This is a genomic window from Streptomyces sp. NPDC001816 (assembly GCF_042892235.1).
Classification (GTDB): Bacteria; Actinomycetota; Actinomycetes; order Streptomycetales; family Streptomycetaceae; genus Streptomyces.
The window spans coordinates 400217-423028 of sequence record NZ_JBIATY010000006.1; the positions used below are offsets into that span (position 1 = coordinate 400217).

At 71.2% G+C, this 22812-nt stretch carries 21 protein-coding genes; 12 read left to right on the plus strand and 9 right to left on the minus strand.

Annotated features, from left to right (window positions below; all coding sequences use genetic code 11):
• The first annotated feature begins 17 nt into the window (after positions 1-17).
• A complete protein-coding gene (locus tag ACFYZZ_RS23695) occupies positions 18-908 on the plus strand; it encodes an NTP transferase domain-containing protein (protein WP_389179220.1) in 891 nt (296 codons plus the stop codon).
• On the plus strand, positions 905-2257 hold the full coding sequence (locus ACFYZZ_RS23700; RefSeq protein WP_389179223.1) for a molybdopterin molybdotransferase MoeA: 1353 nt from the start codon (positions 905-907) through the stop codon (positions 2255-2257). Before ACFYZZ_RS23695 ends, ACFYZZ_RS23700 begins: the two co-directional genes overlap by 4 nt.
• A 76-nt stretch (positions 2258-2333) precedes the next feature.
• On the opposite strand, the gene ACFYZZ_RS23705 is transcribed toward ACFYZZ_RS23700, so the two are convergent.
• Entirely contained in the window at positions 2334-2576 is a 243-nt protein-coding gene (locus ACFYZZ_RS23705) for an SCO4226 family nickel-binding protein (RefSeq protein WP_389179226.1), read from the minus strand.
• 151 nt (positions 2577-2727) lie between these two features.
• Here ACFYZZ_RS23705 and ACFYZZ_RS23710 point away from each other — a divergent pair, with 151 nt between their 5' ends.
• On the plus strand, positions 2728-3708 hold the full coding sequence (locus tag ACFYZZ_RS23710) for an NAD(P)H-quinone oxidoreductase (RefSeq protein WP_389179229.1): 981 nt from the start codon (positions 2728-2730) through the stop codon (positions 3706-3708).
• Positions 3709-3721: 13 nt separating this feature from the next.
• On the opposite strand, the gene ACFYZZ_RS23715 is transcribed toward ACFYZZ_RS23710, so the two are convergent.
• Positions 3722-4351, minus strand: a complete 630-nt coding sequence (locus ACFYZZ_RS23715) for a hypothetical protein (RefSeq protein ID WP_389179232.1) — start codon at positions 4349-4351, stop codon at positions 3722-3724.
• Positions 4352-4515: 164 nt separating this feature from the next.
• On the opposite strand from ACFYZZ_RS23715, the gene ACFYZZ_RS23720 reads away from it, so the two are divergent.
• A complete protein-coding gene (locus ACFYZZ_RS23720) occupies positions 4516-5052 on the plus strand; it encodes a bacterial proteasome activator family protein (protein WP_389179235.1) in 537 nt (178 codons plus the stop codon).
• A gap of 140 nt (positions 5053-5192) precedes the next feature.
• Here ACFYZZ_RS23720 and ACFYZZ_RS23725 read toward each other — a convergent pair whose 3' ends face one another.
• Positions 5193-6833 (minus strand): protein kinase, encoded by a 1641-nt coding sequence (locus ACFYZZ_RS23725; protein ID WP_389179238.1) that lies wholly within the window; start codon positions 6831-6833, stop codon positions 5193-5195.
• A 343-nt stretch (positions 6834-7176) separates the two neighbouring features.
• Here ACFYZZ_RS23725 and ACFYZZ_RS23730 point away from each other — a divergent pair, with 343 nt between their 5' ends.
• The gene (locus ACFYZZ_RS23730; RefSeq protein WP_389179241.1) at positions 7177-8799 is read left to right on the plus strand and encodes a protein kinase; all 1623 of its coding nucleotides are present in this window, start codon (positions 7177-7179) and stop codon (positions 8797-8799) included.
• Positions 8800-8850: 51 nt separating this feature from the next.
• Here ACFYZZ_RS23730 and ACFYZZ_RS23735 read toward each other — a convergent pair whose 3' ends face one another.
• A complete protein-coding gene (locus ACFYZZ_RS23735; protein ID WP_389179244.1) occupies positions 8851-9894 on the minus strand; it encodes a phosphotransferase in 1044 nt (347 codons plus the stop codon).
• A gap of 765 nt (positions 9895-10659) precedes the next feature.
• On the opposite strand from ACFYZZ_RS23735, the gene pdhA reads away from it, so the two are divergent.
• From pdhA to ACFYZZ_RS23750, 3 genes are read left to right on the plus strand one after another with little or no spacing between them, the layout of a single operon-like run.
• Positions 10660-11871: a pyruvate dehydrogenase (acetyl-transferring) E1 component subunit alpha gene (gene pdhA / locus ACFYZZ_RS23740; protein ID WP_386572762.1), complete on the plus strand. Its 1212-nt coding sequence runs from the start codon at positions 10660-10662 to the stop codon at positions 11869-11871.
• A gap of 2 nt (positions 11872-11873) precedes the next feature.
• Positions 11874-12860, plus strand: coding sequence for an alpha-ketoacid dehydrogenase subunit beta (locus ACFYZZ_RS23745; RefSeq protein ID WP_145879113.1), 987 nt, complete (start codon positions 11874-11876; stop codon positions 12858-12860).
• Positions 12861-12871: 11 nt separating this feature from the next.
• Positions 12872-14296 (plus strand): dihydrolipoamide acetyltransferase family protein, encoded by a 1425-nt coding sequence (locus ACFYZZ_RS23750; RefSeq protein ID WP_389179249.1) that lies wholly within the window; start codon positions 12872-12874, stop codon positions 14294-14296.
• 72 nt (positions 14297-14368) lie between these two features.
• On the opposite strand, the gene ACFYZZ_RS23755 is transcribed toward ACFYZZ_RS23750, so the two are convergent.
• A complete protein-coding gene (locus tag ACFYZZ_RS23755; protein WP_389179252.1) occupies positions 14369-15334 on the minus strand; it encodes a Bro-N domain-containing protein in 966 nt (321 codons plus the stop codon).
• Positions 15335-15551: 217 nt separating this feature from the next.
• Here ACFYZZ_RS23755 and ACFYZZ_RS23760 point away from each other — a divergent pair, with 217 nt between their 5' ends.
• Both ACFYZZ_RS23760 and ACFYZZ_RS23765 read left to right on the plus strand, forming a co-directional pair.
• Positions 15552-16301 (plus strand): hypothetical protein, encoded by a 750-nt coding sequence (locus ACFYZZ_RS23760; RefSeq protein ID WP_389179255.1) that lies wholly within the window; start codon positions 15552-15554, stop codon positions 16299-16301.
• A gap of 113 nt (positions 16302-16414) precedes the next feature.
• Complete coding sequence (locus tag ACFYZZ_RS23765; RefSeq protein WP_389179258.1) at positions 16415-17314, plus strand: alpha/beta fold hydrolase; 900 nt, start codon at positions 16415-16417, stop codon at positions 17312-17314.
• Here the strand turns inward: ACFYZZ_RS23765 and ACFYZZ_RS23770 are convergent.
• The 3 genes from ACFYZZ_RS23770 to ACFYZZ_RS23780 form a co-directional block, all read right to left on the minus strand.
• Complete coding sequence (locus tag ACFYZZ_RS23770) at positions 17311-17769, minus strand: hypothetical protein (protein WP_389179261.1); 459 nt, start codon at positions 17767-17769, stop codon at positions 17311-17313. The genes ACFYZZ_RS23765 and ACFYZZ_RS23770 overlap by 4 nt on opposite strands.
• Positions 17766-18308, minus strand: coding sequence for an RNA polymerase sigma factor (locus ACFYZZ_RS23775; protein WP_389179264.1), 543 nt, complete (start codon positions 18306-18308; stop codon positions 17766-17768). Before ACFYZZ_RS23775 ends, ACFYZZ_RS23770 begins: the two co-directional genes overlap by 4 nt.
• A gap of 66 nt (positions 18309-18374) precedes the next feature.
• Entirely contained in the window at positions 18375-19280 is a 906-nt protein-coding gene (locus ACFYZZ_RS23780) for a D-alanyl-D-alanine carboxypeptidase family protein (protein WP_389179267.1), read from the minus strand.
• A gap of 188 nt (positions 19281-19468) precedes the next feature.
• Here ACFYZZ_RS23780 and ACFYZZ_RS23785 point away from each other — a divergent pair, with 188 nt between their 5' ends.
• Positions 19469-20119 (plus strand): GntR family transcriptional regulator, encoded by a 651-nt coding sequence (locus tag ACFYZZ_RS23785; RefSeq protein WP_389179270.1) that lies wholly within the window; start codon positions 19469-19471, stop codon positions 20117-20119.
• A complete protein-coding gene (locus ACFYZZ_RS23790; protein WP_389179273.1) occupies positions 20116-21411 on the plus strand; it encodes a nitrate/nitrite transporter in 1296 nt (431 codons plus the stop codon). The genes ACFYZZ_RS23785 and ACFYZZ_RS23790 overlap by 4 nt, the downstream gene beginning before the upstream one ends.
• 547 nt (positions 21412-21958) lie before the next feature.
• Here the strand turns inward: ACFYZZ_RS23790 and ACFYZZ_RS23795 are convergent.
• Positions 21959-22783, minus strand: coding sequence for a maleylpyruvate isomerase family mycothiol-dependent enzyme (locus tag ACFYZZ_RS23795; RefSeq protein WP_389179275.1), 825 nt, complete (start codon positions 22781-22783; stop codon positions 21959-21961).
• Positions 22784-22812: the final 29 nt, after the last annotated feature.

Below are 22812 nucleotides of genomic sequence, written 5' to 3' on the forward strand. Positions count from 1 at the left end.
CAGGACATACTCGGGGGGTGACCGACAACGCTCCCGCCGCCCCCGGGACCGCCCCGCCGTACGACGCCGTCGTGCTGGCCGGCGGCGCCGCCCGGCGGCTCGGCGGGGCCGACAAGCCCGGACTGCGGGTCGGCGGGCGCGCCCTGCTCGACCGGGTGCTCGCGGCCTGCGCCGGCGCGGCCACGACCGTCGTCGTCGCCGCCCCCCGGCCCACCGCCCGCCCGGTGCGCTGGGCGCGCGAGGACCCGCCCGGCGCCGGACCGGTCGCCGCGCTGGAGGCCGGCCTGCGGCTCAGCACCGCCGAGCACGCCGTCGTCCTCTCCGCCGATCTGCCCTTCCTCGAAGCGGCCACGCTGGAGCGGCTGTTGACCGCCCTGCGGGACACGGGCGCCGACGGCGCGCTGCTCACCGACGCCGACGGCCGCGACCAGCCGCTCGTGGCCGCCTACCGCACCGTCGCCCTGCGCCGCGAACTGGACGCCCTCGCGGCCGGCCACGACGGCCTGACCGGCCTGCCCCTGCGCCGGCTGACCGGCGCCCTCGAACTCACCCGTGTCCCGGACCCGCTCGCGTCCTTCGACTGCGACACCTGGGACGACCTCGTCAACGCCAGGGCACGCATCAGGGAGCATGGGCACGTGTTGGATGAATGGATTTCCGCAGTCAAGGACGAGCTGGGCATCGACCTGGACGTCGACACCGGCGTCCTGCTCGACCTGGCCCGTGACGCCGCTCACGGTGTGGCCCGGCCCGCCGCGCCCCTGACCACCTTCCTCGTCGGCTATGCAGCCGCCCTGGGCGGCGGCGGCCCCGAAGCCGTCACCGAGGCCGCCCGCAAGGCCGTCGCCCTGGCGCTGCGCTGGGAGGAAGAGAACAGTGGGGGCGCGTCCGCCCCGGACGCCGGATGACCGCCCCCGGCATCCGGGCCCAAGCGCCCGCCGAGGACAGCGACGACCTCGACGTCGAGGAGGCACTGGCCCTCGTGAGGGAACCCAAGGACGACAGCAGCGGGCCCGCGCCCTCTTCCACCGGAGGCCGGCACCGGCACGAGCGGCACAAGGCCACCCCCTGGCCCCGCGCCCGCGAGATCGCCGCCCGCGCCGCCCGCTCGGGCGGCCGCCGCACCCCCGTCTCCGTCTCCCTCGCCGATGCCCTCGGCCTGGTCCTCGCCGCGCCCCTCGACGCGCTCACCGACCTGCCCTCGTTCGACACCTCGGCGATGGACGGCTGGGCGGTCGCCGGACCCGGCCCCTGGGAGATCCGGGACGAGGGCGTGCTCGCCGGGCACGCACAGCCCGAGCCGCTGACCGACGGCGAGGCGGTCCGCATCGCGACCGGCGCCCGTATCCCGGCCGACACCACCGCCGTCCTGCGCACCGAACACGGCCGCACCGACGCCCAGGGCCGCCTCCACGGCACCCGGGAGGTCAGCCACGGCCAGGACATCCGCCCGCGCGGCCAGGAGTGCCGCAGCGGTGACCAGTTGCTTCCCATCGGCACCCTCGTCACCCCGGCCGTGCTGGGCCTTGCGGCGGCCGCCGGGTACGACACCGTCACCGCCGTCCCCCGCCCTCGTGTCGAAGTTCTCGTCCTCGGCGACGAGTTGCTCACCGAAGGACTTCCGCAGGACGGGCTGATCCGGGACGCGCTCGGCCCCATGCTGCCGCCCTGGCTGCGTGCGATGGGCGCCGAGGTGACCGCCGTACGCCGGCTGGGCGATGACGCCAAGGTCCTCCACAAGGCGCTCACCGCCTCCGGCGCCGACCTGATCGTCACCACCGGCGGCACCGCGGCGGGACCCGTCGACCATGTCCACCCCAGCCTGGAACGCATCGGCGCCGAATTCCTCGTCGACGGCGTCAAGGTGCGCCCCGGCCACCCCATGCTGCTGGCCCGCACCAAGGAGAACCAGCACCTGGTCGGCCTGCCCGGCAACCCCCTCGCGGCCGTCTCCGGCCTGCTCACGCTCGCCGAGCCCCTGCTGCGCACTCTCGGCGCCCGCCCCGCCCCGGAGCCGTACACGCTGTCGCTCAGCGAGGCGGTGCAGGGACATCCGCACGACACCCGGCTCGTCCCCGTGGTGCTGCGCGGCGACCGTGCCGTACCGCTGCACTACAACGGCCCGGCCATGCTGCGCGGGATCGCCGCCGCAGACGCGCTGGCCGTCGTACCGCCGGGCGGGGCCCGGCAGGGCGAGGAGGCGGAGCTGCTGGACCTGCCGTGGGCGGCGGCCGGAATCGGGGTGTGTTTCACGTGAAACGTCCGGGCTGGCAAGCCCCCCGCCTACGGTCTCTCCGCGAGGTGGGGGGCATGTTCGTGACTCGGACGGTGACTCACATGGTCAGCGGCACCGCGTGGATCTCGTCGGGCTTGCTGGCGCCGCCGCGTTCGTGGGCGCGCTGGACCGCTTCGGCCGAGGGGCCCTCGGTGAGGCAGTAGACCGTGCCGGACTCGGGGTCCGCCCAGGCGTGCTCGACGTGCACCCCTTCTTCCTTCTCGACCGCCAGTGCGCCCTCGCGCAGCTGGTCGGCTGTGATGCCCTGCATCCCGTGGTGGACATCCATGAACCGCGTCATGTCCACCGCACCTCCTTCCGCTCCTCGGAGTGCCGCTCGCGGCTCTCCTTCCATGCTGCGCTCGCGAGGCCTCCGCGACCACAGATGACGCCGGCGGCGACTGAGCGGGCCTGCCCCGAAGAGGACACCGGCGGGGAGTAGCGTCGCGCGCATGCATGCGATCACGATTCCCGAACCTGGTGGTCCCGAGGCGCTGGTGTGGGACGAGGTGCCCGATCCGGTGCCTGGCGTGGGGGAGGTGCTGGTCGAGGTGGTGGCCAGCGCCGTCAACCGTGCCGACATCCTGCAGCGGCAGGGCTTCTACAACCCGCCGCCCGGCGCGTCCCTCTATCCCGGCCTGGAGTGCTCCGGCAGGATCGCCGCGCTCGGCCCCGGGGTCTCCGGCTGGGCTGTCGGCGACGAGGTGTGCGCGCTGCTCTCGGGCGGCGGCTACGCCGAGAAGGTCGTCGTCCCGGCCGGGCAGCTGCTGCCCGTGCCCCGCGGCGTGGACCTGAAGCGGGCGGCCGCGCTGCCCGAGGTGGCCTGCACCGTCTGGTCCAACGTCTTCATGATCGCCCATCTGCACCCGGGCGAGACCCTGCTGGTGCACGGCGGCTCCAGCGGTATCGGCACGATGGCGATCCAGCTGGCCAAGGCCGTCGGCGCCAAGGTCGCGGTGACCGCGGGGACGAAGGAGAAGCTGGAGCACTGCGCCGAGCTGGGCGCGGACGTGCTGATCAACTACCGCGAGCAGGACTTCGTCGCCGAGATCGGGCAGGCCACGGACGGTGCGGGCGCCGATGTCATCCTCGACAACATGGGCGCGAAGTACCTGGACCGCAACGTCCAGGCCCTCGCCGTCAACGGGCGGCTCGCGATCATCGGCATGCAGGGCGGGATCAAGGGTGAGCTGAACATCGCCGCCCTGCTGAACAAGCGGGCCGCCATCAGCGCGACTTCGCTGCGGGCCCGGCCGCTGAGCGAGAAGACCGCCATCGTGGCCGCCGTACGCGAGCATGTGTGGCCCCTGCTCGACGCGGGCCAGATCCGCCCGGTCGTCGACCGCGAGCTGCCGATGCCGGAGGCGGCCGAGGCACACCGGGTGGTGGAAGCGAGCGGGCACGTCGGCAAGGTGCTGCTGGTGGCGCCGTAGCCGGCCGTCCGGATCAGCCGCGCCGTACCCGCAGGCCCACGAACGCCAGGCCCAGGCCCAGGCCGATGAGGACCAGACCGGTGCCCAGCGGCAGGATCTGCAGGGTCGGTTCGGCGGAGGCCTGGCCCTGGTGGACGGCGTTCTGGGCCGCGGGCTGCTGTGGGGGCTGGGCGGGGTTCAGTCCGGCCTCCGCGGGCGATTCCGAGGCTGCCGGTGCCTGGTCCGGGGTGACCGCGGTCTCCGCCTCTTCCGGGTAGCCGTCCTCGGGATCGGTGTCGGGGGCCCCGGTGACCGTGCCGGTGTCGTCGTCGCCCTCTTCCTCGGCGGCCGGTCCGTCCGGCCGGCCCGGCCGCAGCCGGCCCTCACCGGCACGGCTCCCGGCCCGGGACGGCTCGGCGGGAGCGGAGGGCGAGGCGGAGTCGGAATCGGAGTCGGAATCTGAGTCGGAGTCGGGGTCGGTGAACCGTGCCGCCGGCGAGGCCGAGGCCCGCAGGGCGGGGGACGGGGACGCCGAGGGCGCGGGGGAGTCCGGTGGGGCGGCCTCCGCGCCGTACGCGGTGGCTGTGCCACACACTGGTGCGGCCGCCGCGAGGACGAGCAGCAGCCGCAGAAGGCGGAGCGTCAGTCGCAGCCATGGAGTCACGGCGGTGACCTCCCAGAGCCAAGTCGTCGGACTTCGACGAAAGCCAGCCTCACATTTCATGGCAGACAGGGCATTCCGGATTGGGCCGACAGGTCTAAACGGTGGATCAGCCCCATAAGGGGGCACCACGGTGATGAGGTGTAGGCGTGCGAGAGAATGGCGGCATGGAGATGCCGAGGAACGAACGGTCGCCGGAGAATCCCCAGATCCTGGTCGTGGGCCAGGACGGCTTGGCGATTGGCGGCGGCGCAGACGAGGACTCCCGCGAGACCCCGGTGACGGAGCAGGTCGAGCAGCCGGCCAAGGTCATGCGGATCGGCAGCATGATCAAGCAGCTCCTGGAGGAGGTGCGTGCGGCTCCCCTGGACGACGCGAGCCGGGCCCGGCTCAAGGAGATCCACCGCAGCTCGGTCAAGGAGCTGGAGGACGGGCTGGCGCCGGAGCTGGTCGAGGAGCTGGAGCGGCTCTCCCTGCCGTTCACCGACGACGGAACCCCGAGCGATGCGGAACTGCGTATCGCGCAGGCCCAGTTGGTCGGCTGGCTGGAGGGCCTGTTCCACGGGATCCAGACGACGCTGTTCGCCCAGCAGATGGCCGCGCGGGCCCAGCTGGAGCAGATGCGCCGCGCGCTGCCGCCGGGCATGGGCCACGACGGCGAGGATCACCACACGGGCGGCCGCTCGGGCGGACCGTACCTGTAACCCCCGGCTGAACCTGTAACCCCTGGCTGACCTCAGCTGACCTCAGCGCGAAGGGCCCGGCGCAAGTCCGCCGGGCCCTTCCTCATGTCTGCATGTCTGCCGTTCTACGGCCGTGCCGGCCGTGGTGCGGCCGCCGGCCGCTAGGGGTTGCCCGTTGACACGTTCAGCTGGATCTCGACGTGCTTGGGGTCGACGTCCGTGCCCTGCTTGGGGAACTGGTCGATGATCGCGCCCTCGCCGTACGTGTTCTCGTCGACCTCCTTGGTCGTGATGCGCCAGCCCGCGGCGGCCGCGCAGTCCTTGACCGACTTGATGTACTTGAACCGGAAGTCCGGCAGCGTGATCTTCTTCGGGTCGTTGTACGACTCCTGCGGCTCCGTGCAGTCGGTCTTCTCGACCGTCTTGGTCGTGTCCGGACCCCGGTAGCCGTCCGCGTGGGCCGACGCGGAGGGGCTGGCGCCGCCGCCTCCCTTGTCCTCCTCGCCGCCGCCGCTCAGCGTCAGCGCGACGACCAGGCCGACGACCGCGACGAGGGACACCACGATCGAGCCGATGATCACCGGCTTGTTGCTCTTGCCGCCGCCTGCGCCGGAGGACTGCACCGCGGTCTGGGGCGTGAGGTTGTACGGCGGAGGGGTAGCGGGGGCCTGCTGTCCGTACCCCACTGGCGGGGTCTGGTAGCCGGCCTGCTGCGGGTAGCCGTACGCCGGCGCGGGGGCCGGGGCCGGGGTCGGCGCCGGGGTGCCGTACGGGCCCGGAGCCGGGGTCGGCTGGTACGGCGTCTGGACCGGGCCGGTGGGCGCCGGGGTCGCCTGGTCGACCGGCGGGAACACCGCGGAACCGACACCCGCGCCGCTCTGCGTCGGGCCGGAGCCCGGCACGATGCTCGGCGCCGCGGCCTGGAGGGAGGCGGCGACGCGCAGGCACTCGTCGCGCATGGACTCGGCGGTCGGGAAGCGCTCGTTCGGGTTCTTCTTCAGCGCGCGGGCGATCAGCGCGTCCACCGCGGGCGGAAGGGAACGGTTGATCGAGGAGGCGGCGACCGGCTCCTCCTGGACGTGCGCGTACGCGATCGCCAGCGGGGAGTCCGCGTCGAACGGCAGCCGCCCGGTGACCAGCTGGAACAGCATGATGCCGACCGAGTACAGATCGGAGCGGGCGTCGACGCCGCGGCCCAGGGCCTGCTCCGGGGAGAGGTACTGCGGGGTGCCGACGACCATGCCGGTCTGGGTCATGGAGGTGACGCCGGACTGCATGGCGCGGGCGATGCCGAAGTCCATGACCTTGACGACGCCGCGCTTGGTCATCATCACGTTGCCCGGTTTGATGTCGCGGTGGACCAGCCCCATCTCGTGGCTGATCTCCAGCGCGGCCAGCACGTCCGCGGTGACCTTCAGGGCCTTGTCGGCGGGCATCGCGCCGTACTGCCGTACGTCGGCGTCGAGCACCGAGCCGAGCGGGCGGCCCTCGATGTACTCCATGACGATGTACGGCATCGTCGCGCCGTCAAGATCGTCCTCGCCGGTGTCGAAGACCGAGACGATGTTGGTGTGCGTGAGCTTGGCCACTGCCTGGGCCTCGCGGCGGAAGCGCTCGCGGAAGGCCTGCTCCCGGCCCAGCTCGGTGTGGAGCGTCTTGATCGCGACCTGGCGGTCCAGCACGGCGTCGTACGCCAGGTGAACCGAGGCCATGCCGCCTTCACCGAGCAAGTCACGCAGCTGGTAGCGACCGCCGGCCAGCGACCTTCCCGCGTACCGGCCCTGTGCGCCGTCCTGGCTCATCTCTCCGCGTCCCCCACTGGCCGTCCGGCGCCGTCATTGAGCGAACAAGCCTTGATCGAATGTGTCATTCCCGGCCAAGTCTGCCCGAGGGCACTGACACGTCAAGCTCGGTGCCCGTTCCGTGACCGTACGCGAAAGAAGCGTCGCGGAAGCGTTACAGCGGCCGTACGACCAGTACACAGAATTTGCACGAGAGCGCGTGCTAGAGGTTTCATGACCGGTCAGTCTCGGGCCGGTCCCGGCACCGGATCCGGACCGGCGGCCCCCACGAAGGCTGTAGCGTGGCCGACGGAGACCGTAACAACACCGCGCGCACCGCGGGCAGAAACGACGGCGAGGACCGATGGCACAGACGCACAGCGCCCAGGGCCCGTCCGACCCCGAGGCGACTGGCGGCGGCATGTCAGACACGCCGGAGATGTGGGGCAACGGCGGGCTCGTCGGCGACGGCCGGTACCGCCTGACCCACCGGCTGGGCCGGGGCGGCATGGCCGAGGTGTTCGCCGCCGAGGACGTCCGTCTGGGCCGCACGGTCGCGGTCAAGCTGCTCCGTGCCGACCTGGCCGAGGACCCGACGTCCAAGGCCCGCTTCACGCGCGAGGCCCAGTCGGTGGCCGGTCTCAACCACCACGCGATCGTCGCCGTGTACGACTCCGGCGAGGACTACGTGGGCGGCCAGTCCGTGCCGTACATCGTGATGGAGCTGGTCGAGGGCCGCACCATCCGCGACCTGTTGCTGAACGCCGAGGCGCCGGGCCCCGAGCAGGCCCTGATCATCGTCTCCGGCGTGCTGGAGGCGCTCGCCTACTCGCACCAGCACGGCATCGTGCACCGCGACATCAAGCCGGCCAACGTCATCATCACCAACAACGGTGCCGTCAAGGTGATGGACTTCGGCATCGCCCGCGCCCTGCACGGCGCTTCGACAACGATGACGCAGACCGGCATGGTCATGGGCACCCCGCAGTACCTGTCGCCCGAACAGGCGCTCGGCAAGGCCGTCGACTACCGCTCCGACCTCTACGCGACCGGCTGCCTGCTGTACGAACTTCTCGCGCTCAGGCCTCCGTTCACCGGTGAGACGCCGCTGTCGGTGGTCTACCAGCACGTACAGGACATCCCGACCCCGCCGTCCCAGTTCGCCGACGCCTGCCCGCCGGAGCTGGACGGCCTGGTGATGCGCTCGCTGGCCAAGGAGCCCGACGACCGGTTCCAGACGGCCGAAGAGATGCGCGGCATGGTCCAGTACGGCCTGCAGATGCTGTACGACCAGGGCGGCCACACCGGTACCTGGAACACGGGCCCGGTGATGACGCACGAGGGCCGGCACACCCCGGCGGGCGGCTTCGCGGGGACGACCGCGATGCAGCACCCCGGCGAGTTCGGCGCCGGCACCACGCAGATCCCGCAGCCGATCCTGCCCGGCGGGTACGGCAACGGCGACGACGGCGGCTTCGAGGGGCACGGCAACAAGGGCAGCGGACGCGGCAAGCTGTGGATCCTCGCGGTCCTCGCGGTGATCGCGATCGCGGCCGGTGTCGCGATCGCGCTGCAGAACACGGGAAGCGGCAAGGACGCGGGCACCGATCCGACGCCGAGCCACTCGCAGACCACCAAGGACGACAAGGCCTCCAAGACGCCGTCCGACGAGGACACCGAGCAGCCCACGGACACGTCCACGGACGACAGTTCGAACACGGACGGCGGCTCGGGCTGGACGCCGTCGTACACACCGTCGACGGCGCCGTCCGACACGGCCACCTCCGACCCGACCACCGAGCCGACCACGCCGGAGCCGACGGATCCGGCGACCACTCCGACGGACGGCGGTACGGACACGGGCACCACGGACGGTGGCACGGACACCGGTACCACGGACGGTGGCACGGACACCGGTACCACGGTCGGCGGCACGGACGCGGGCAGCACGGCCGGCGCCACGGTCGGCAACGGCACCACCACTTGAAGGCCGCCGACGCCGTCCGCCCCTCCGACGCCCTGAAGAAGCACGGCTAGTTCACTCGACGAAGGCGTCGCACACCGCGTCGTACTCCCGGGTCCACCACACCGCGAGCGCCGAGGCGGCCGGGAACTGGCAGTCCGCGCGTGTGTCGCCGCGTTCGTAGTGCCAGCGCAGCATCCAGAAGTCGTTCAGGCGCTCCCACCACACCCGGTGGACGGCCGCCGCCAGCTCCGAGGGAGTGGCGCCGGCCGCACGTCGGTACGCGCGCGCGTACGCCCGCACCTTGGGCAGGTCCAGCGTCCCCGCGGGCCGTACGAAGAAGATCGCGGCGGCGCGTACGGCCTCCTCGGCGCGGGGCTGCACGCCGAGCCGGTCCCAGTCGACGATGGCGGCCGGGGCGTCCCCTTTGTAGAGCAGGTTGAAGGGGTGGAAGTCGCCGTGCACCCAGCCCACCGAGCCGCCGCGCGGGGGGCGCCGGTCGACGTGCTGCTCCAGGAGGGCGCGGCGTTCCAGGAGGCGGTGGCGGGCCAGTTCGTCGAAGGCGTCCGCGGGGCGGTGGCGGCGGACGTGGGCGAGCAGGTCGTCGATGAGGGCGAAGGTGTCCGCCGGGTCGGCGCTCTCCACGGGATGCGGGCTCGTGGCCGGGCGCGTGCGCCCCTTGGGGGGCATCACACGCTCCAGGCAGGCGTGCACGGCGCCCAGGAGCGCCCCCAGGCGTGCGCTCTCTTCACGGGTCAGCTGGCCGCCGTGGCGGTGCCTGCCGTCGATCCAGGGGTGCAGGGCGTAGGCGTGGCCGCCGACGACGGCGACCGTACGGCCCTCGCGGTGCGCGAGTGGCTGGGCGACCGGGACGCCGAGGTCGGCCAGGCGCTGGGTGGCCCGGTGCCGGCGTTCGATGGCGGCCGGGTCGGCGGTGTCCGGGTCGAAGTGGTGCTTGAGGAAGTAGCGGCCGCGGGTGGTGCACAGCCGGTAGCCGCGGTTGAGCAGGCCCTGGTCGACGGGTTCGCAGGTGAGGGCGGTACCGGCGGCGTACAGGCGCAGCAGGGCGCCCAGAGGGGGCGCGTGGGGTACGGGGGGTGGTACACATGAGCGCGGCACGCGCCAGATGTTAGGGCACGAAAAGCGGCCGTGAGCTGGGGCTTATCACAGGCAGTCGCCGCTGGTCGCTTTCGGTCACGCTGTGCACCGTGACGAACGCGGACCCTTGAAAGGGCCGGTGAAAGGCCGCTTTTCGGGTAAAGGCCCGGCAAAATCTGACCGGTTCTCAATGGCTTCCGTGCTTTTCCGCCTGCATACGCGGAGTTCGGCAAGCACGCCGGAAACGTAGTTCTTGATCGTTTTGGCAGAGGCCTGCCCGGCGACCGGCCGAACACCGCGGCGTCGGGCCGGGTGGCCGGAATCCGCACCGGCGCGCCGGCCACCGTACCGGCCTCGCCGGCCATCTCCATGCCCCCTTCGACGGGGAGCGTTTCGGAGACGCGCGGCGCACGACCTCGTGGTCGCCGAGCGGGAATACCCGGATTTTTCAGTCTTCGCGTACGAGGGCAGTGTCACACATTGACTCTTCCCGTGCCCGGGGTGGCCGGGATAACGTGCCGTTGCTCCGGCCTCCTGCAAGGCTGTGACCAGCGGCCTTCCAGCCTCAGCGGATTTACTTGGAAATCCAAGCAAAAACGCAGGTCAGGAGGGGTTTCACAGAAATGTGGAGCACTGGGTAACGTGAAAGTTGCAGGGCGCTCGCCGGGGCACCTGTCACGCCTGTTCCCGGCCGAGTGGCACCCACCCCGTGCCCGGTGGTCGAGAACAGGTGAGCCGCACTGGCCTACCGGCAACCCCGGGGGCCGGACCGACGGAGGAGCACACGTGACCGTGGACAGCAGTGCCGCGCGCAAGCCGCGACGCAGCGCCGCAGGCAAGGCCGGCACCACCGGCAGCAGTACCGGGACCACCGGCACCAAGCGCACCACCCGCACCACCAAGAAGAGCACCGACCCGGAACTCGTGCAGCTCCTGACGCCCGAGGGCAAGCGGGTCAAGAACGCCGAGTACGACGCCTACGTCGCCGGGATCACCCCCGAAGAGCTGCGCGGCCTGTACCGCGACATGGTGCTCACCCGCCGGTTCGACGCCGAGGCCACCTCCCTGCAGCGCCAGGGCGAGCTGGGCCTGTGGGCCTCGCTGCTCGGCCAGGAGGCCGCCCAGATCGGCTCCGGCCGGGCCCTGCGCGACGACGACTACGTCTTCCCGACCTACCGTGAGCACGGCGTCGCCTGGTGCCGCGGGGTCGACCCGGCCAACCTGCTCGGGATGTTCCGCGGCGTGAACAACGGCGGCTGGGACCCGAACAGCAACAACTTCCACCTGTACACGATCGTCATCGGCTCCCAGACGCTGCACGCCACCGGCTACGCGATGGGCGTGGCCAAGGACGGCGCGGACTCGGCCGTCATCGCCTACTTCGGTGACGGCGCCTCCAGCCAGGGCGACGTGGCCGAGTCGTTCACCTTCTCCGCGGTCTACAACGCGCCGGTGGTCTTCTTCTGCCAGAACAACCAGTGGGCCATCTCCGAGCCCACCGAGAAGCAGACCCGTGTGCCGCTCTACCAGCGCGCCCAGGGCTTCGGCTTCCCGGGCGTGCGCGTGGACGGCAACGACGTGCTGGCCTGCCTCGCGGTCACCAAGTGGGCGCTGGAGCGCGCCCGCAACGGCGAGGGCCCGACCCTGGTCGAGGCGTACACCTACCGCATGGGTGCCCACACCACCTCCGACGACCCGACCCGCTACCGGGGCGACGAGGAGCGGCAGTCCTGGGAGGCGAAGGACCCGATCCTGCGCCTTCGCCGGTTCCTGGAGGCCTCAAACCACGCGGACGAGGGATTCTTCGCGGAACTCGAGGCCGAGTCCGAGGCGTTGGGCAGGCGAGTGCGCGAAGCGGTCCGCTCCATGCCGGACCCGGACCACTTCGCCATCTTCGAGAACGTGTACGCGGACGGGCACGCGCTCGTCGACGAGGAGCGAGCCCAGTTCGCCGCCTACCAGGCGTCGTTCGCGGACGTAGAGGCAGAGGGGGTCTGATCATGGCAGCCGAGACCAAGACCATGGCGCTGGCCAAGGCGATCAACGAGTCGCTGCGCCGCGCACTGGAGACGGACCCCAAGGTCCTCGTCATGGGCGAGGACGTCGGCAAGCTGGGCGGTGTCTTCCGGGTCACCGACGGCCTGCAGAAGGACTTCGGCGAGAGCCGCGTCATCGACACCCCGCTCGCCGAGTCGGGCATCGTCGGCACCGCGATCGGCCTGGCCCTGCGCGGCTACCGCCCGGTGGTGGAGATCCAGTTCGACGGCTTCGTCTTCCCGGCCTACGACCAGATCGTCACGCAGCTGGCGAAGATGCACGCCCGCGCGCTGGGCAAGGTCAAGATGCCGGTCGTCATCCGCATCCCCTACGGCGGTGGCATCGGCGCGGTCGAGCACCACTCAGAGTCCCCCGAGGCCCTGTTCGCGCACGTGGCGGGCCTGAAGGTGGTCAGCCCCTCCAACGCGTCCGACGCGTACTGGATGATGCAGCAGGCCATCCAGAGCGACGACCCGGTGATCTACTTCGAGCCCAAGCGCCGCTACTGGGACAAGGGCGAGGTCAGCACCGAGGCGATCCCCGGCCCCCTGCACAAGGCGCAGGTCGTCCGTGAGGGCACGGACCTGACCCTGGCCGCCTACGGGCCGATGGTGAAGCTGTGCCAGGAGGTCGCCGCCGCGGCCGCCGAGGAGGGCAAGTCCCTGGAGGTGCTGGACCTGCGCTCGGTCAGCCCCCTCGACTTCGACTCCATCCAGGCCTCGGTCGAGAAGACCCGCCGCCTCGTCGTCGTGCACGAGGCCCCGGTGTTCTTCGGCTCCGGTGCGGAGATCGCCGCCCGGATCACGGAGCGCTGCTTCTACCACCTGGAGGCCCCGGTGCTCCGGGTCGGTGGCTACCACGCCCCGTACCCGCCGGCGCGCCTGGAGGAGGAGTACCTGCCGGGTCTGGACCGGGTGCTCGACGCCGTCGACCGTGCCCTGGCGTACTGAGGAGAGGGTTCGTGACGACGATGACGGAAGCTTCCGTACGCGAGTTCAAGATGCCCGACGTGGGCGAGGGACTCACCGAGGCCGAGATCCTCAAGTGGTACGTCCAGCCGGGTGACACGGTCACCGACGGCCAGGCGGTGTGCGAGGTCGAGACCGCCAAGGCGGCCGTCGAACTCCCCATCCCCTACGACGGCGTGGTCCGCGCGCTGCACTTCCCCGAGGGCGCCACGGTGGACGTGGGCACGGCCATCATCGCGGTGGACGTGGCCGGCGGCGCACCGGCGGAGTCTCCCGCCGAGCAGCCGAAGGCGGAGCCCGAGGAGGCGCCCAAGGCGGAGGAGCCCAAGCCGGAGGGCCGCCAGCCGGTCCTGGTCGGCTACGGCGTGGCGACCACCTCCACCAAGCGCCGCCCGCGCAAGGGCCCGGAGGTCACGGTGCCGCCCGCGGCCCAGGCCATCCAGACCGAGCTGAACGGGCACGGCGCCGCCGTCCCCGCCCAGCCCCGCCCGCTGGCCAAGCCGCCGGTGCGCAAGCTGGCGAAGGACCTCGGCGTCGACCTCGCCACGATCACCCCGTCCGGCCCGGACGGCGTGATCACCCGCGAGGACGTCCACGCGGCGGCGATCCCCAAGGCCGCCGAGCCGGCCGTGGCAGCCACGGTCACCGCCCCTGCTGTGGCCGCTCCCGCCGTGACGGCTCCTGCCGTGACTGCTCCCGCAGCGGTGTACGACGGCGCCCGCGAGACCCGCATCCCGGTCAAGGGCGTCCGCAAGGCGACCGCGCAGGCGATGATCGGCTCCGCGTTCACGGCGCCGCACGTCACGGAGTTCGTGACGGTGGACGTGACGCGCACGATGAAGCTGGTCGAGGAGCTCAAGCAGGACAAGGAGTTCCAGGGTCTGCGGGTGAACCCGCTGCTCCTGATCGCCAAGGCCCTGCTGGTCGCCATCAAGCGCAACCCGGACATCAACGCGTCCTGGGACGAGCCCAACCAGGAGATCGTGCTCAAGCACTACGTGAACCTGGGCATCGCGGCGGCCACCCCCCGCGGTCTGATCGTCCCGAACATCAAGGACGCCCACGCCAAGACGCTCCCGCAGCTGGCCGAGTCCCTGGGCGAGCTGGTGGCCACGGCCCGCGAGGGCAAGACGTCCCCCGCGGCCATGCAGGGCGGCACGGTGACCATCACCAACGTCGGCGTCTTCGGCGTCGACACCGGCACACCGATCCTCAACCCCGGCGAGTCCGCGATCCTCGCGGTCGGCGCGATCAAGCTCCAGCCGTGGGTCCACAAGGGCAAGGTCAAGCCGCGCCAGGTCACCACCCTGGCCCTCAGCTTCGACCACCGCCTGGTCGACGGCGAACTCGGCTCCAGGGTGCTCGCCGACGTGGCGGCCATCCTGGAGCAGCCGAAGCGGTTGATCACCTGGGCCTGAGGATCCTCGGCCCTGTAGCCTCTGAGGCCTGAAGGGGGCGGCCGCAACTTCGTCTTGCGACCGCCCCCTCTCTCAGGGCTGGTTCAGCACATACACCGGCGCGCCGTCCTCAGCCGCGCCCCGCGAACGGATGCAGGCGTGCTTGCGCAGCAGGCGGAGGCATTCGTTGACGCGCCGCACCGACAGACCCGTACGGGCCGCGATCGATTCGAGCGGCTCGCGCAGCTCACCGTTCTCGACGAGAACAGGGGCGATCACCACAGCAACCGTCCACACGTCCTCCGTCACGGACAGCCGTTGCCGCCAGTTGGCCAGCACGGTCTCCGTGGTGGGGTGACCGGTGGGGGCGGCGCGGGGGAGGGTCAGGGCGTCGAACCGGTCCGCGATGCGTTCCATCGCCCGGACCATGGCCTGTTGCACGGCGAGTGTGGCCTTCTGCGTCGCCAGCGTCTCCCGCTGGATGGCCAGCATCTCCTTCTGCAGCTCGATCGATTCGCGCTGCCCGTTCGCAAGCTCCTCGTCCAGCTGAAGGTTGTGCGCCTCAAGCCGGACGATGGCCTCCGCCACCTGATCCGGCATGGCGTACGCGATGGGCGCGCCCGGGTCCGTGGGCTGCACCTCGGCCTCTTCGAGAGTGTAGGAACCCTCCCGCTGCACGGTCTCGATGACCTCGGCGACCCACTGCTTGAAAGGGGCGCAGGCGGGCTTCGTGCAGGACTGGACGAGGAGGATCAGGCCCTGGAGATCGATGAGATTCATGTCTCGACGCCACTCCCGACCTGCGGGAATGCTGAGACCGTAACCTCCAGTTACTGTCTCAAGAATCTCTCGGTGCTCTTCCGGGACATGGTCGGCGAGAGCCTTCCTCGAGTTGGTGTGTCCGAGTTCCCTACAGACATCCACAGCCGGAAACCAGTGCGTCCCGTCCGGCATGGTCAGCCGTCGTACCCGGGCTCCGGTGGCCGCGTACACGAAGTCGCTGATGTCGATCGCTTCGTGCCGGCCGGCGGGCTTCGCTTGCTTGCTGGGTTCGTTCATGTGAACCACCTCCGCTGCGGAAGGTAGAGCGGAGGAATTCGAATATGCCAACTGCAACCTGAATGTTCACTATTGAGAGCGAAGATCACCGATTCCACTGGCGCAGACCGCTGTTGAGCGTAAGTGAAGGACCCTGACAGGGCATCAGGGGCGGCTCCGGGTCGTGCCGGGGTTGTCACGGATGGTGGTCGCGTGGCGGTGGCGGCACGCTGGATGCATGACGAAATCCGCTGCTTCTCGCCCGACTTCCGCCGCTGCCCGCCGTGTTGCCGCTGTCGCGGGCGCCGCCGTCCTCGCCGGCACCGCAGCGGTGTGTGCGCCGGGTGTCGCCTACTCCGCGCCTCGTTCCGGCACCCCGTCCGCGACCGACTTCAGCGACTGTCCCCCTCTGCCCGATGGTGTCGACCCGGTCCGCTGGAGATGCGAAGTGCACACCGCCGCCCCGCGGTTGACCATCGGCAAGATCACGGTGAACCTCGCCCCGATCACCATGACGCACGCCGAGGGTCCCCTGCCGGACGGCAGCAAAGGGCAGGTGTGGGGAGCGATGCACAGCGCGCCGACCGCCGTGCCGGGTGGGCTGACCGGCACCCCCGCGGGTGATCACACGCCGGCCCTGGGGATGGCGATACAGCCGGAGTACGGTGGCCGGTCCGACTTCTACACCGGCCGGTTCAGCCTTCGCTTCCGGCTCATAGGCCCGCTGCTGCCGCACGACTGCACCATCGGCGCGAGCGCACCCGTCGATTTCCAGCTGAAGCGCTCGGGCCCGTCCAAGTGGGTCTCCCAGGATCCGCCGGTGATCGAGTTCTCGGCATACGACGACACCTTCACCGCTCCGGCAGCCGAGCACTGCGGGCCGCTCACCCCGCCCCTCAACCGACGGCTCGGTCTTCCGGCGGCCGACCACAACCTGATGTCCTACGACGCCTCCTACACCTTCAAGACCTACGACCAGCTCCCGTGAGAGAGCCCGAGAGACAGGAAAAGAAAGGAGGGAACCTTTCGTACCTGCCCCTACTCCTGACCCGGCGACGCGGACCCGACGGGGGACCGCACCGGCCCTAGAGGGGGCAATGGATGGCACCGCACACCGTGGTCGTGTCCGACCGGCCGATGCCGGAGGACATACGCGCCGAGCACCATCGGCTGGAGGTCCGGCGCACCCGGCTGCACCTCGCCGAGTACGGCGACACCGGCACTCCGCTGCTGATGCTGCACGGCTTCCCGCAGCACTGGTACGCCTGGCACAAGGTCGCCGCCCTGCTTCCGGACGGGTACCGGCTGATCTGCCCGGACCTGCGCGGCTTCGGCTGGTCCGAACCCACCCCGCGCGGCTATGACATGGACGCCCTGGCCGAGGACGCCCTCGCGCTGCTGGACGCGCTCGGGCTGGAGCGGGTCGGGCTGGTCGGTCACGACTGGGGCGCGCACCTGGGGTTCCGGCTGTGTCTGCGGGCGCCGGAGCGGTTCACCGGGTACCTGGCGCTGAACATGCCCCACCCCTGGCCCCGGCACCGGGCGATCCTGCCCAACCTGTGGCGGATGTGGTACACCGCGTTCGTCGAGTACCCGGTGCTCGGGCGGGCTGTCCTGCGGCACTGGCCCGGCTTCACCCGCTTCCTCCTGCGTCACCAGGCGGCCGACCCGGCGGTGTGGACGGACGCCGATCTCGCCGAGTACGCGGCCGCGACCTCCGTGAGCGCGCTCGCCGCGCAGTCCCTGTTCTGGCAGTACGTGCTGCACGACATCCCCGCGCTGGTCCGCGGCACCTGGCGCCGGCACCGGCTGACCGTGCCCACGCTGCTGCTGGGCGGGGAGCGGGACGTCGTGGTCCCGCCGTCGCTGCTCGCGGGGTCGGAGCCGTACGCCGACGAGTTGACCGTGCGGCTGGTGCCGGGGGCCGGGCACTTTCTGCCGCAGGAACGGCCGGAGGCGGTCGCCGAGGGGATCGGGGAACTGTTCGCCGAGTCGCGCTAGCGCAGTGCCGCCCGCTCGGTGAGCCGGTGGACGAACGCCCGCCCGCGCGGCTCGCCGAGCGTTTGGCCGTAGAGCCACTGGACCGGGCGCAGGGCGGTGGGGCGGGTGGCTCCGAGGACCGCGAAGCGTGTTCCGGAGCCCTCCGGTACGGCCGCCATGCCGCCCACGATCAGGCGGGACTGCATCAGGCACCAGCCGGGGGCGAGGCGTACCTCGAAGGCCTCGCGCAGGCCCGAGCGGCCCACGGCCAGCGCCGGCTTGCGGTCCGCGTCGCCCGGTGGGACGCGGAACTCTCGTAGGAAGGGGACCAGATGGGGCAGTTCGGCCGAGAGGTCGGAGGCGACCGCCCAGACCTGCTCGTACGGCAGCGGGAGGTGCTCCTCGGTGTACAGGCCGGCGTGCAGGCCGGCCGCCAGTACCCGCAGGCGTCGTACGGGATCGGGGTCGTTGCTCATCGCGACCATGCCTTCCGGAACGCGGAACGGGCCCGGTGCAGCCGGGACTTGACGGTGCCCGTGGGGACCCCGAGCAGTTCGGCCACGGCGGCCTCGTCCAGGCCCTCCAGCTCGCGCAGGACCAGGACCGCGCGGTGCCGTACCGGCAGCCGGGCGAGCACGTCCCGGACGTCGGCGGGCAGCTCGCCGTCGGTGCCGGTGCGCAGTCCGCCGAGCCGGGACAGGTCGACGGGGTCGGCCGGTTCCTCGACCGCGGTGCGCCGGGCGACCCGGACCGCCTCGCGGACGGAGACCGTGCGCACCCAGCCGTAGAAGGCGAGCGGGTCGCGCAGGCCGCGCAGGCCCTTGAAGACTGCGACCAGCGACTCCTGTACGGCGTCGGGTACGTGGTGAGGCGCGATCGGGCGGCACAGCCGGGTCACGTACGGCGTCACCAGCGTCAGCAGCTCGTCCATGGCCAGGGCGTCCCCGCCCTGCGCGGCCCGCACGAGCGCGGCGGCCGTCTCCCACGGCTCGGCGGTGTCCCCCTGTGTGTCCATGACGGGGGCACCCTACGCGACGGGCCCGCCGCGATCCGCGACGGGCCCGGTTGCCTCAAGCGGGCGTCAGCCGAGCTTGGCGAAGCCGTAGTTGAGGAGCTTCTTCGCGTCCGCCTCGCGCTGGGAGATGGAGGTGGAGGCGAGGACGGTGCCGATGACCGTCTTGCTGTTGCGGGTGGCGGCGAAGACCAGGCAGTACTTGGCCTCGGGGCCGGAGCCGGTCTTCACGCCGATGGTGCCGCTGTAGCTGCTGAGGAGCCCGTTGGTGTTGGTCCACGGGTTCATCGTGCGGGTGCTGCCGGTCTTGGTGATCGTCTTCGCCGTGTACGACTTCGTCTTGACGACCGTGCGGAACGTGGAGCTCTTCATCGCGCTGCTGGCGATCTTCGTCAGGTCGCGCGGAGTCGAGTAGTTGTTGCCGTTGCCGATGCCGTCGAACGAGTCGAAGTGCGTGTGCGTCAGGCCGAGGTTCTTGGCGGCGGTGTTCATCTTGCCGATGAAGTTCGACACGCGCTTGGCCATGGTGTCGCCGCTGCCGTACTTGTCGGCGAGCGCGTAGGCGGCGTCGCAGCCGGACGGCAGCATCAAGCCGTAGAGCAGCTGGCGGACGGTGACCCTGTCGCCGACGATCAGGTGCGCCTGGGAGGCGTTGTTCCTGACGACGTAGTCGCTGTACTCCTTCTTGATCGTCACCTTGGAGTCGAGGTTGAGGTTCGACTGGGCGAGCACGACCTTGGCGGTCATGATCTTCGTGGTGGAGCCGGTGGGGAGCTGCGTGTCCGCTGCCTTCTTGAACAACGTCGTGCTGTTCGCGTTGTTCATGAGGTAGCCGCCCTTGGCCACGATCGAGGGCGTCGTGAGGGCCTGCGCGGGCGCCGCGGTGAAGGCACCGGTGGCGAGCAGCGCGCCGGTGGTGACGGCGACAGCGGTTGCTCTGCGGATACGGCGGGTGCCCTTAATGCCGGTAATCAAAGTGATATACCCCGATTGTCTTGAATGCCCCTACTGTGCGGCCAAGTTGAGGTGGCAAGGGAGCAGGGCCGCACGTGTGTGACACGTAAGTAGCACAGAAGGTTGTGCAGTCGCCGGGCGAGATCTGTGTCACGTCCGCATGATGGACGGGCCTGCCCATGCGTACGTGTTGTATCTATCCTGTGGGCATGGCCACGCCCACGAAGCAACCACCCGCCGCCGACCGTGTCTACAGCCATGTGAAGCAGGGCGTCCTCGACCGCCGCTACGAGGGCGGGACGCTGCTCACCGAGGGGGAACTGGCCGAGGCCGTGGGGGTCTCGCGCACACCTGTTCGGGAGGCGCTGCTCAGGCTTGAGGTGGAGGGCCTGATCAGGCTGTATCCGAAGAAGGGCGCCCTGGTCCTGCCGGTCTCCGCGCAGGAGATCGCCGATGTGGTGGAGACCCGGCTGCTGGTGGAGGAGTACGCGGCCCGCAAGGCCGTACCCGCCCCGCCGGCGCTGCTGGAACGGCTGGCGGAGCTGCTGGAGCAGCAGAAGACGCAGGCCGCGGCCGGTGACCTGGCCGGCGCCGCGAAGACCGACCGCTGCTTCCACGCCGAGATCGTGCGCAGCGGCGGCAACGAGATCCTGTCCCGGCTCTACGACCAGCTGCGCGACCGGCAACTCAGGATGGGTGTCGCGGTCATGCACTCGCACCCCGACCGGATCGCCAAGACGCTCGCCGAGCACCAGGAGATCCTCGAAGCGCTGCGCTCCGGGGACGCGGAGGCGGCCGTCGGGGTCGTGCACCGGCATGTGAGCTGGTTCTCGCACCTCGCCCGGGGTGAGGTCCGATGAGCGACGCCACTCTGCCGGGTGACCCCCGGGGTGGCCGTCGCGCCGTCGCGGTGTGGTCCATCGGTGTCTCGGTCTACTTCGTCGCCGTCATCTTCCGTACGTCGCTGGGCGTGGCCGGGCTGGACGCGGCCGACCGCTTCCACGTGGGCGCCTCCGCCCTCTCGACCTTCTCGATCCTCCAGCTGCTGGTCTACGCCGGCATGCAGATACCGGTGGGCCTGCTCGTCGACCGGCTCGGCACCAAGAAGGTGCTCGGCATCGGCACGGTGCTGTTCACGGCGGGCCAGCTCGGCTTCGCCTTCTCGCCCTCCTACGGCACGGCGCTCGCCTCGCGCGCGCTGCTCGGGTGCGGTGATGCGATGACCTTCATCAGCGTGCTGCGGCTCGGCACCCGCTGGTTCCCGGCCCGGCGCGGGCCGCTGGTCGCGCAGCTCGCGGGCCTGGTCGGCATGGCGGGCAACCTGGTCTCGACGCTGGTCCTGGCCCGGCTGCTGCACGGCCTCGGCTGGACCCCGGCGTTCGCGGGCAGCGCGCTGGCCGGTGTGGTCGTGCTCGTCCTGACGCTGCTGTTCCTGAAGGACCACCCCGAGGGGCACGAGCCGGAGCCGGTCCCGCACCAGGGTGTGGCCTACGTCCGTCGGCAGATCGCGGCGGCCTGGAGGGAGCCCGGGACCCGGCTGGGTCTGTGGGTCCACTTCACGACCCAGTTCCCGGCGATGGTGTTCCTGCTGCTGTGGGGGCTGCCGTTCCTGGTCCAGGCGCAGGGGCTGTCCCGGGCCACGGCCGGTGAGCTGCTGACGCTCGTCGTCCTGTGCAACATGGCGATCGGGCTGGTCTACGGCCAGATCGTCGCCCGGCACCATGCGGCTCGGCTGCCGCTGGCGCTGGGCACGGTCGGGGCGACGGCGGTGCTGTGGGCGCTGACCATTCTCTGGCCGGGTGAGCGTGCGCCCATGTGGCTCTTGGTGGTGCTCTGTGCGGTGCTCGGTGCGTGTGGGCCGGCGTCGATGCTGGGGTTCGACTTCGCGCGGCCGGCCAACCCGCCCGAACGGCAGGGGACGGCGTCGGGGATCACCAACATGGGTGGGTTCGTCGCCTCCATGACGACGTTGTTCGCGGTCGGGGTGCTGTTGGACGCGACCGGGGACGACTACTCGGTGGCCTTCTCCGTGGTGTTCGTGCTGCAGGCGGTGGGAGTGAGTCAGATTCTGCGGCTGCGGGGGCGGGCTGCTCGGCGGGAGCGGGAGCGGTTGGTGGCGAGCCGGGTGGAGACGGTGCACGTGCCCGCGTGAGTTTTTTCTCCCACCCGCGCACCACCCGTTTCCAGTCGGCAGAGAGGCTGAGCAACCTGTGGGGGTGCTCGCCGTCGGCGGCCTTCCGTCGTGCGGTCGGTCGGGAAACCTTCGCCGCCGGCGGACTCCGTGCGGTCCGGTAAGCCCCGAGCAGTCCGAGAGGCCTGGCGCCGTCCGATGGGCCCCGCACGGTCCGATGGGCCCCGCGCTGTCGGACGGCCCCGCGCGGTCCGAGAGGCTTTGCGCGGTCCGAGAGGCCTGGCGCCGTCCGATGGGCCCCGCGCTGTCGGACGGGCCCCGTGCCATCCGACGGGCCCCGCACGGCCCGATGGGCCCCGCGCTGTCGGACGGGCCCAGCGCCGTTCGAGGGCCCCGCGCCATCCGGCGGGCCCCGCGCGGTCCGAGAGGCCCTGGGCTGTGGAGTTTCGCCGGCCCCTCCCTACGTGCTCGGTGTCGGTGGTGAGGTCGAGTCGGCGGGTGGCCGGTGCGGCTCGGAGTAGGTGGAGTGTCAGCCCGCCCCGGCCGCGGCAGCCGGTCGCCGGTAGGCCTACGGCGTCACCGTGAAGTTGCGCAGGATCGCCGCCGTCAGGTCCGGGTCGCCCTCCGTCTTCAACCGGTCCGCTACCGCCTCCGGGGTCACGCGGCCGCAGGCCAGGCGGACGTACGTCTCCCAGTCGAGGCTGAGCGTCGCGGCGGGGCCCAGGGCGGGGGCGGTCTCCAGGGTGCCGCGGCCCTGGATGTCCACCCGGATGGTGCGCAGGAACTCGATCGGGCCGTGCACGTCGAAGACGATGGCCGAACTGCGCGGAGCGTCAGCGTCCTTGGCGACCACCTTGGGAAGCGCGGACAGCAGGACGTCGCGGGTGATGTGCGCGCCCGGCGAGTCGAGGTTGCCGGGGCGGCCGAGGGCCGTGCGCAGGTCCTGCTCGTGCACCCACACGTCGAAGGCGCGGGTGCGCATCGCCTGTTCGAGGGTGACCTCGGTGCCCAGCGGGCCGCGCACCTTGGTGCCGGGTTCGCGGTTCTCGTTGCGCAGCTGGCGGTTGCGGCGGATGACCGTGTACTCCAGCTCGGCCGTCATCTCCGGCGACGTGTGGTGGCGGCGGACGTCGACCTGCATCTCCATGTAGCGCTGGTGCTCGTTGGTGACGTGGTAGATGTCACGGGGGAGGGTGTGGATGGGACGCGGGTCGCCGAGCATCTCGCAGTCCAGACCGATGACGTGCGAGACCACGTCACGGACCGACCAGCCCGGGCAGGGCGTCCGCCGGTTCCACTCGCCCTCCGGGAGCGTGCCGACCAACTCGGATATCGCGTCGATGGAGTGGGTCCAGGCGTCGGCGTAGGGCTGGAGGGTGGGATGCAGACTCACGGAACGGGACCCCTCGGCGGTTGGTACAC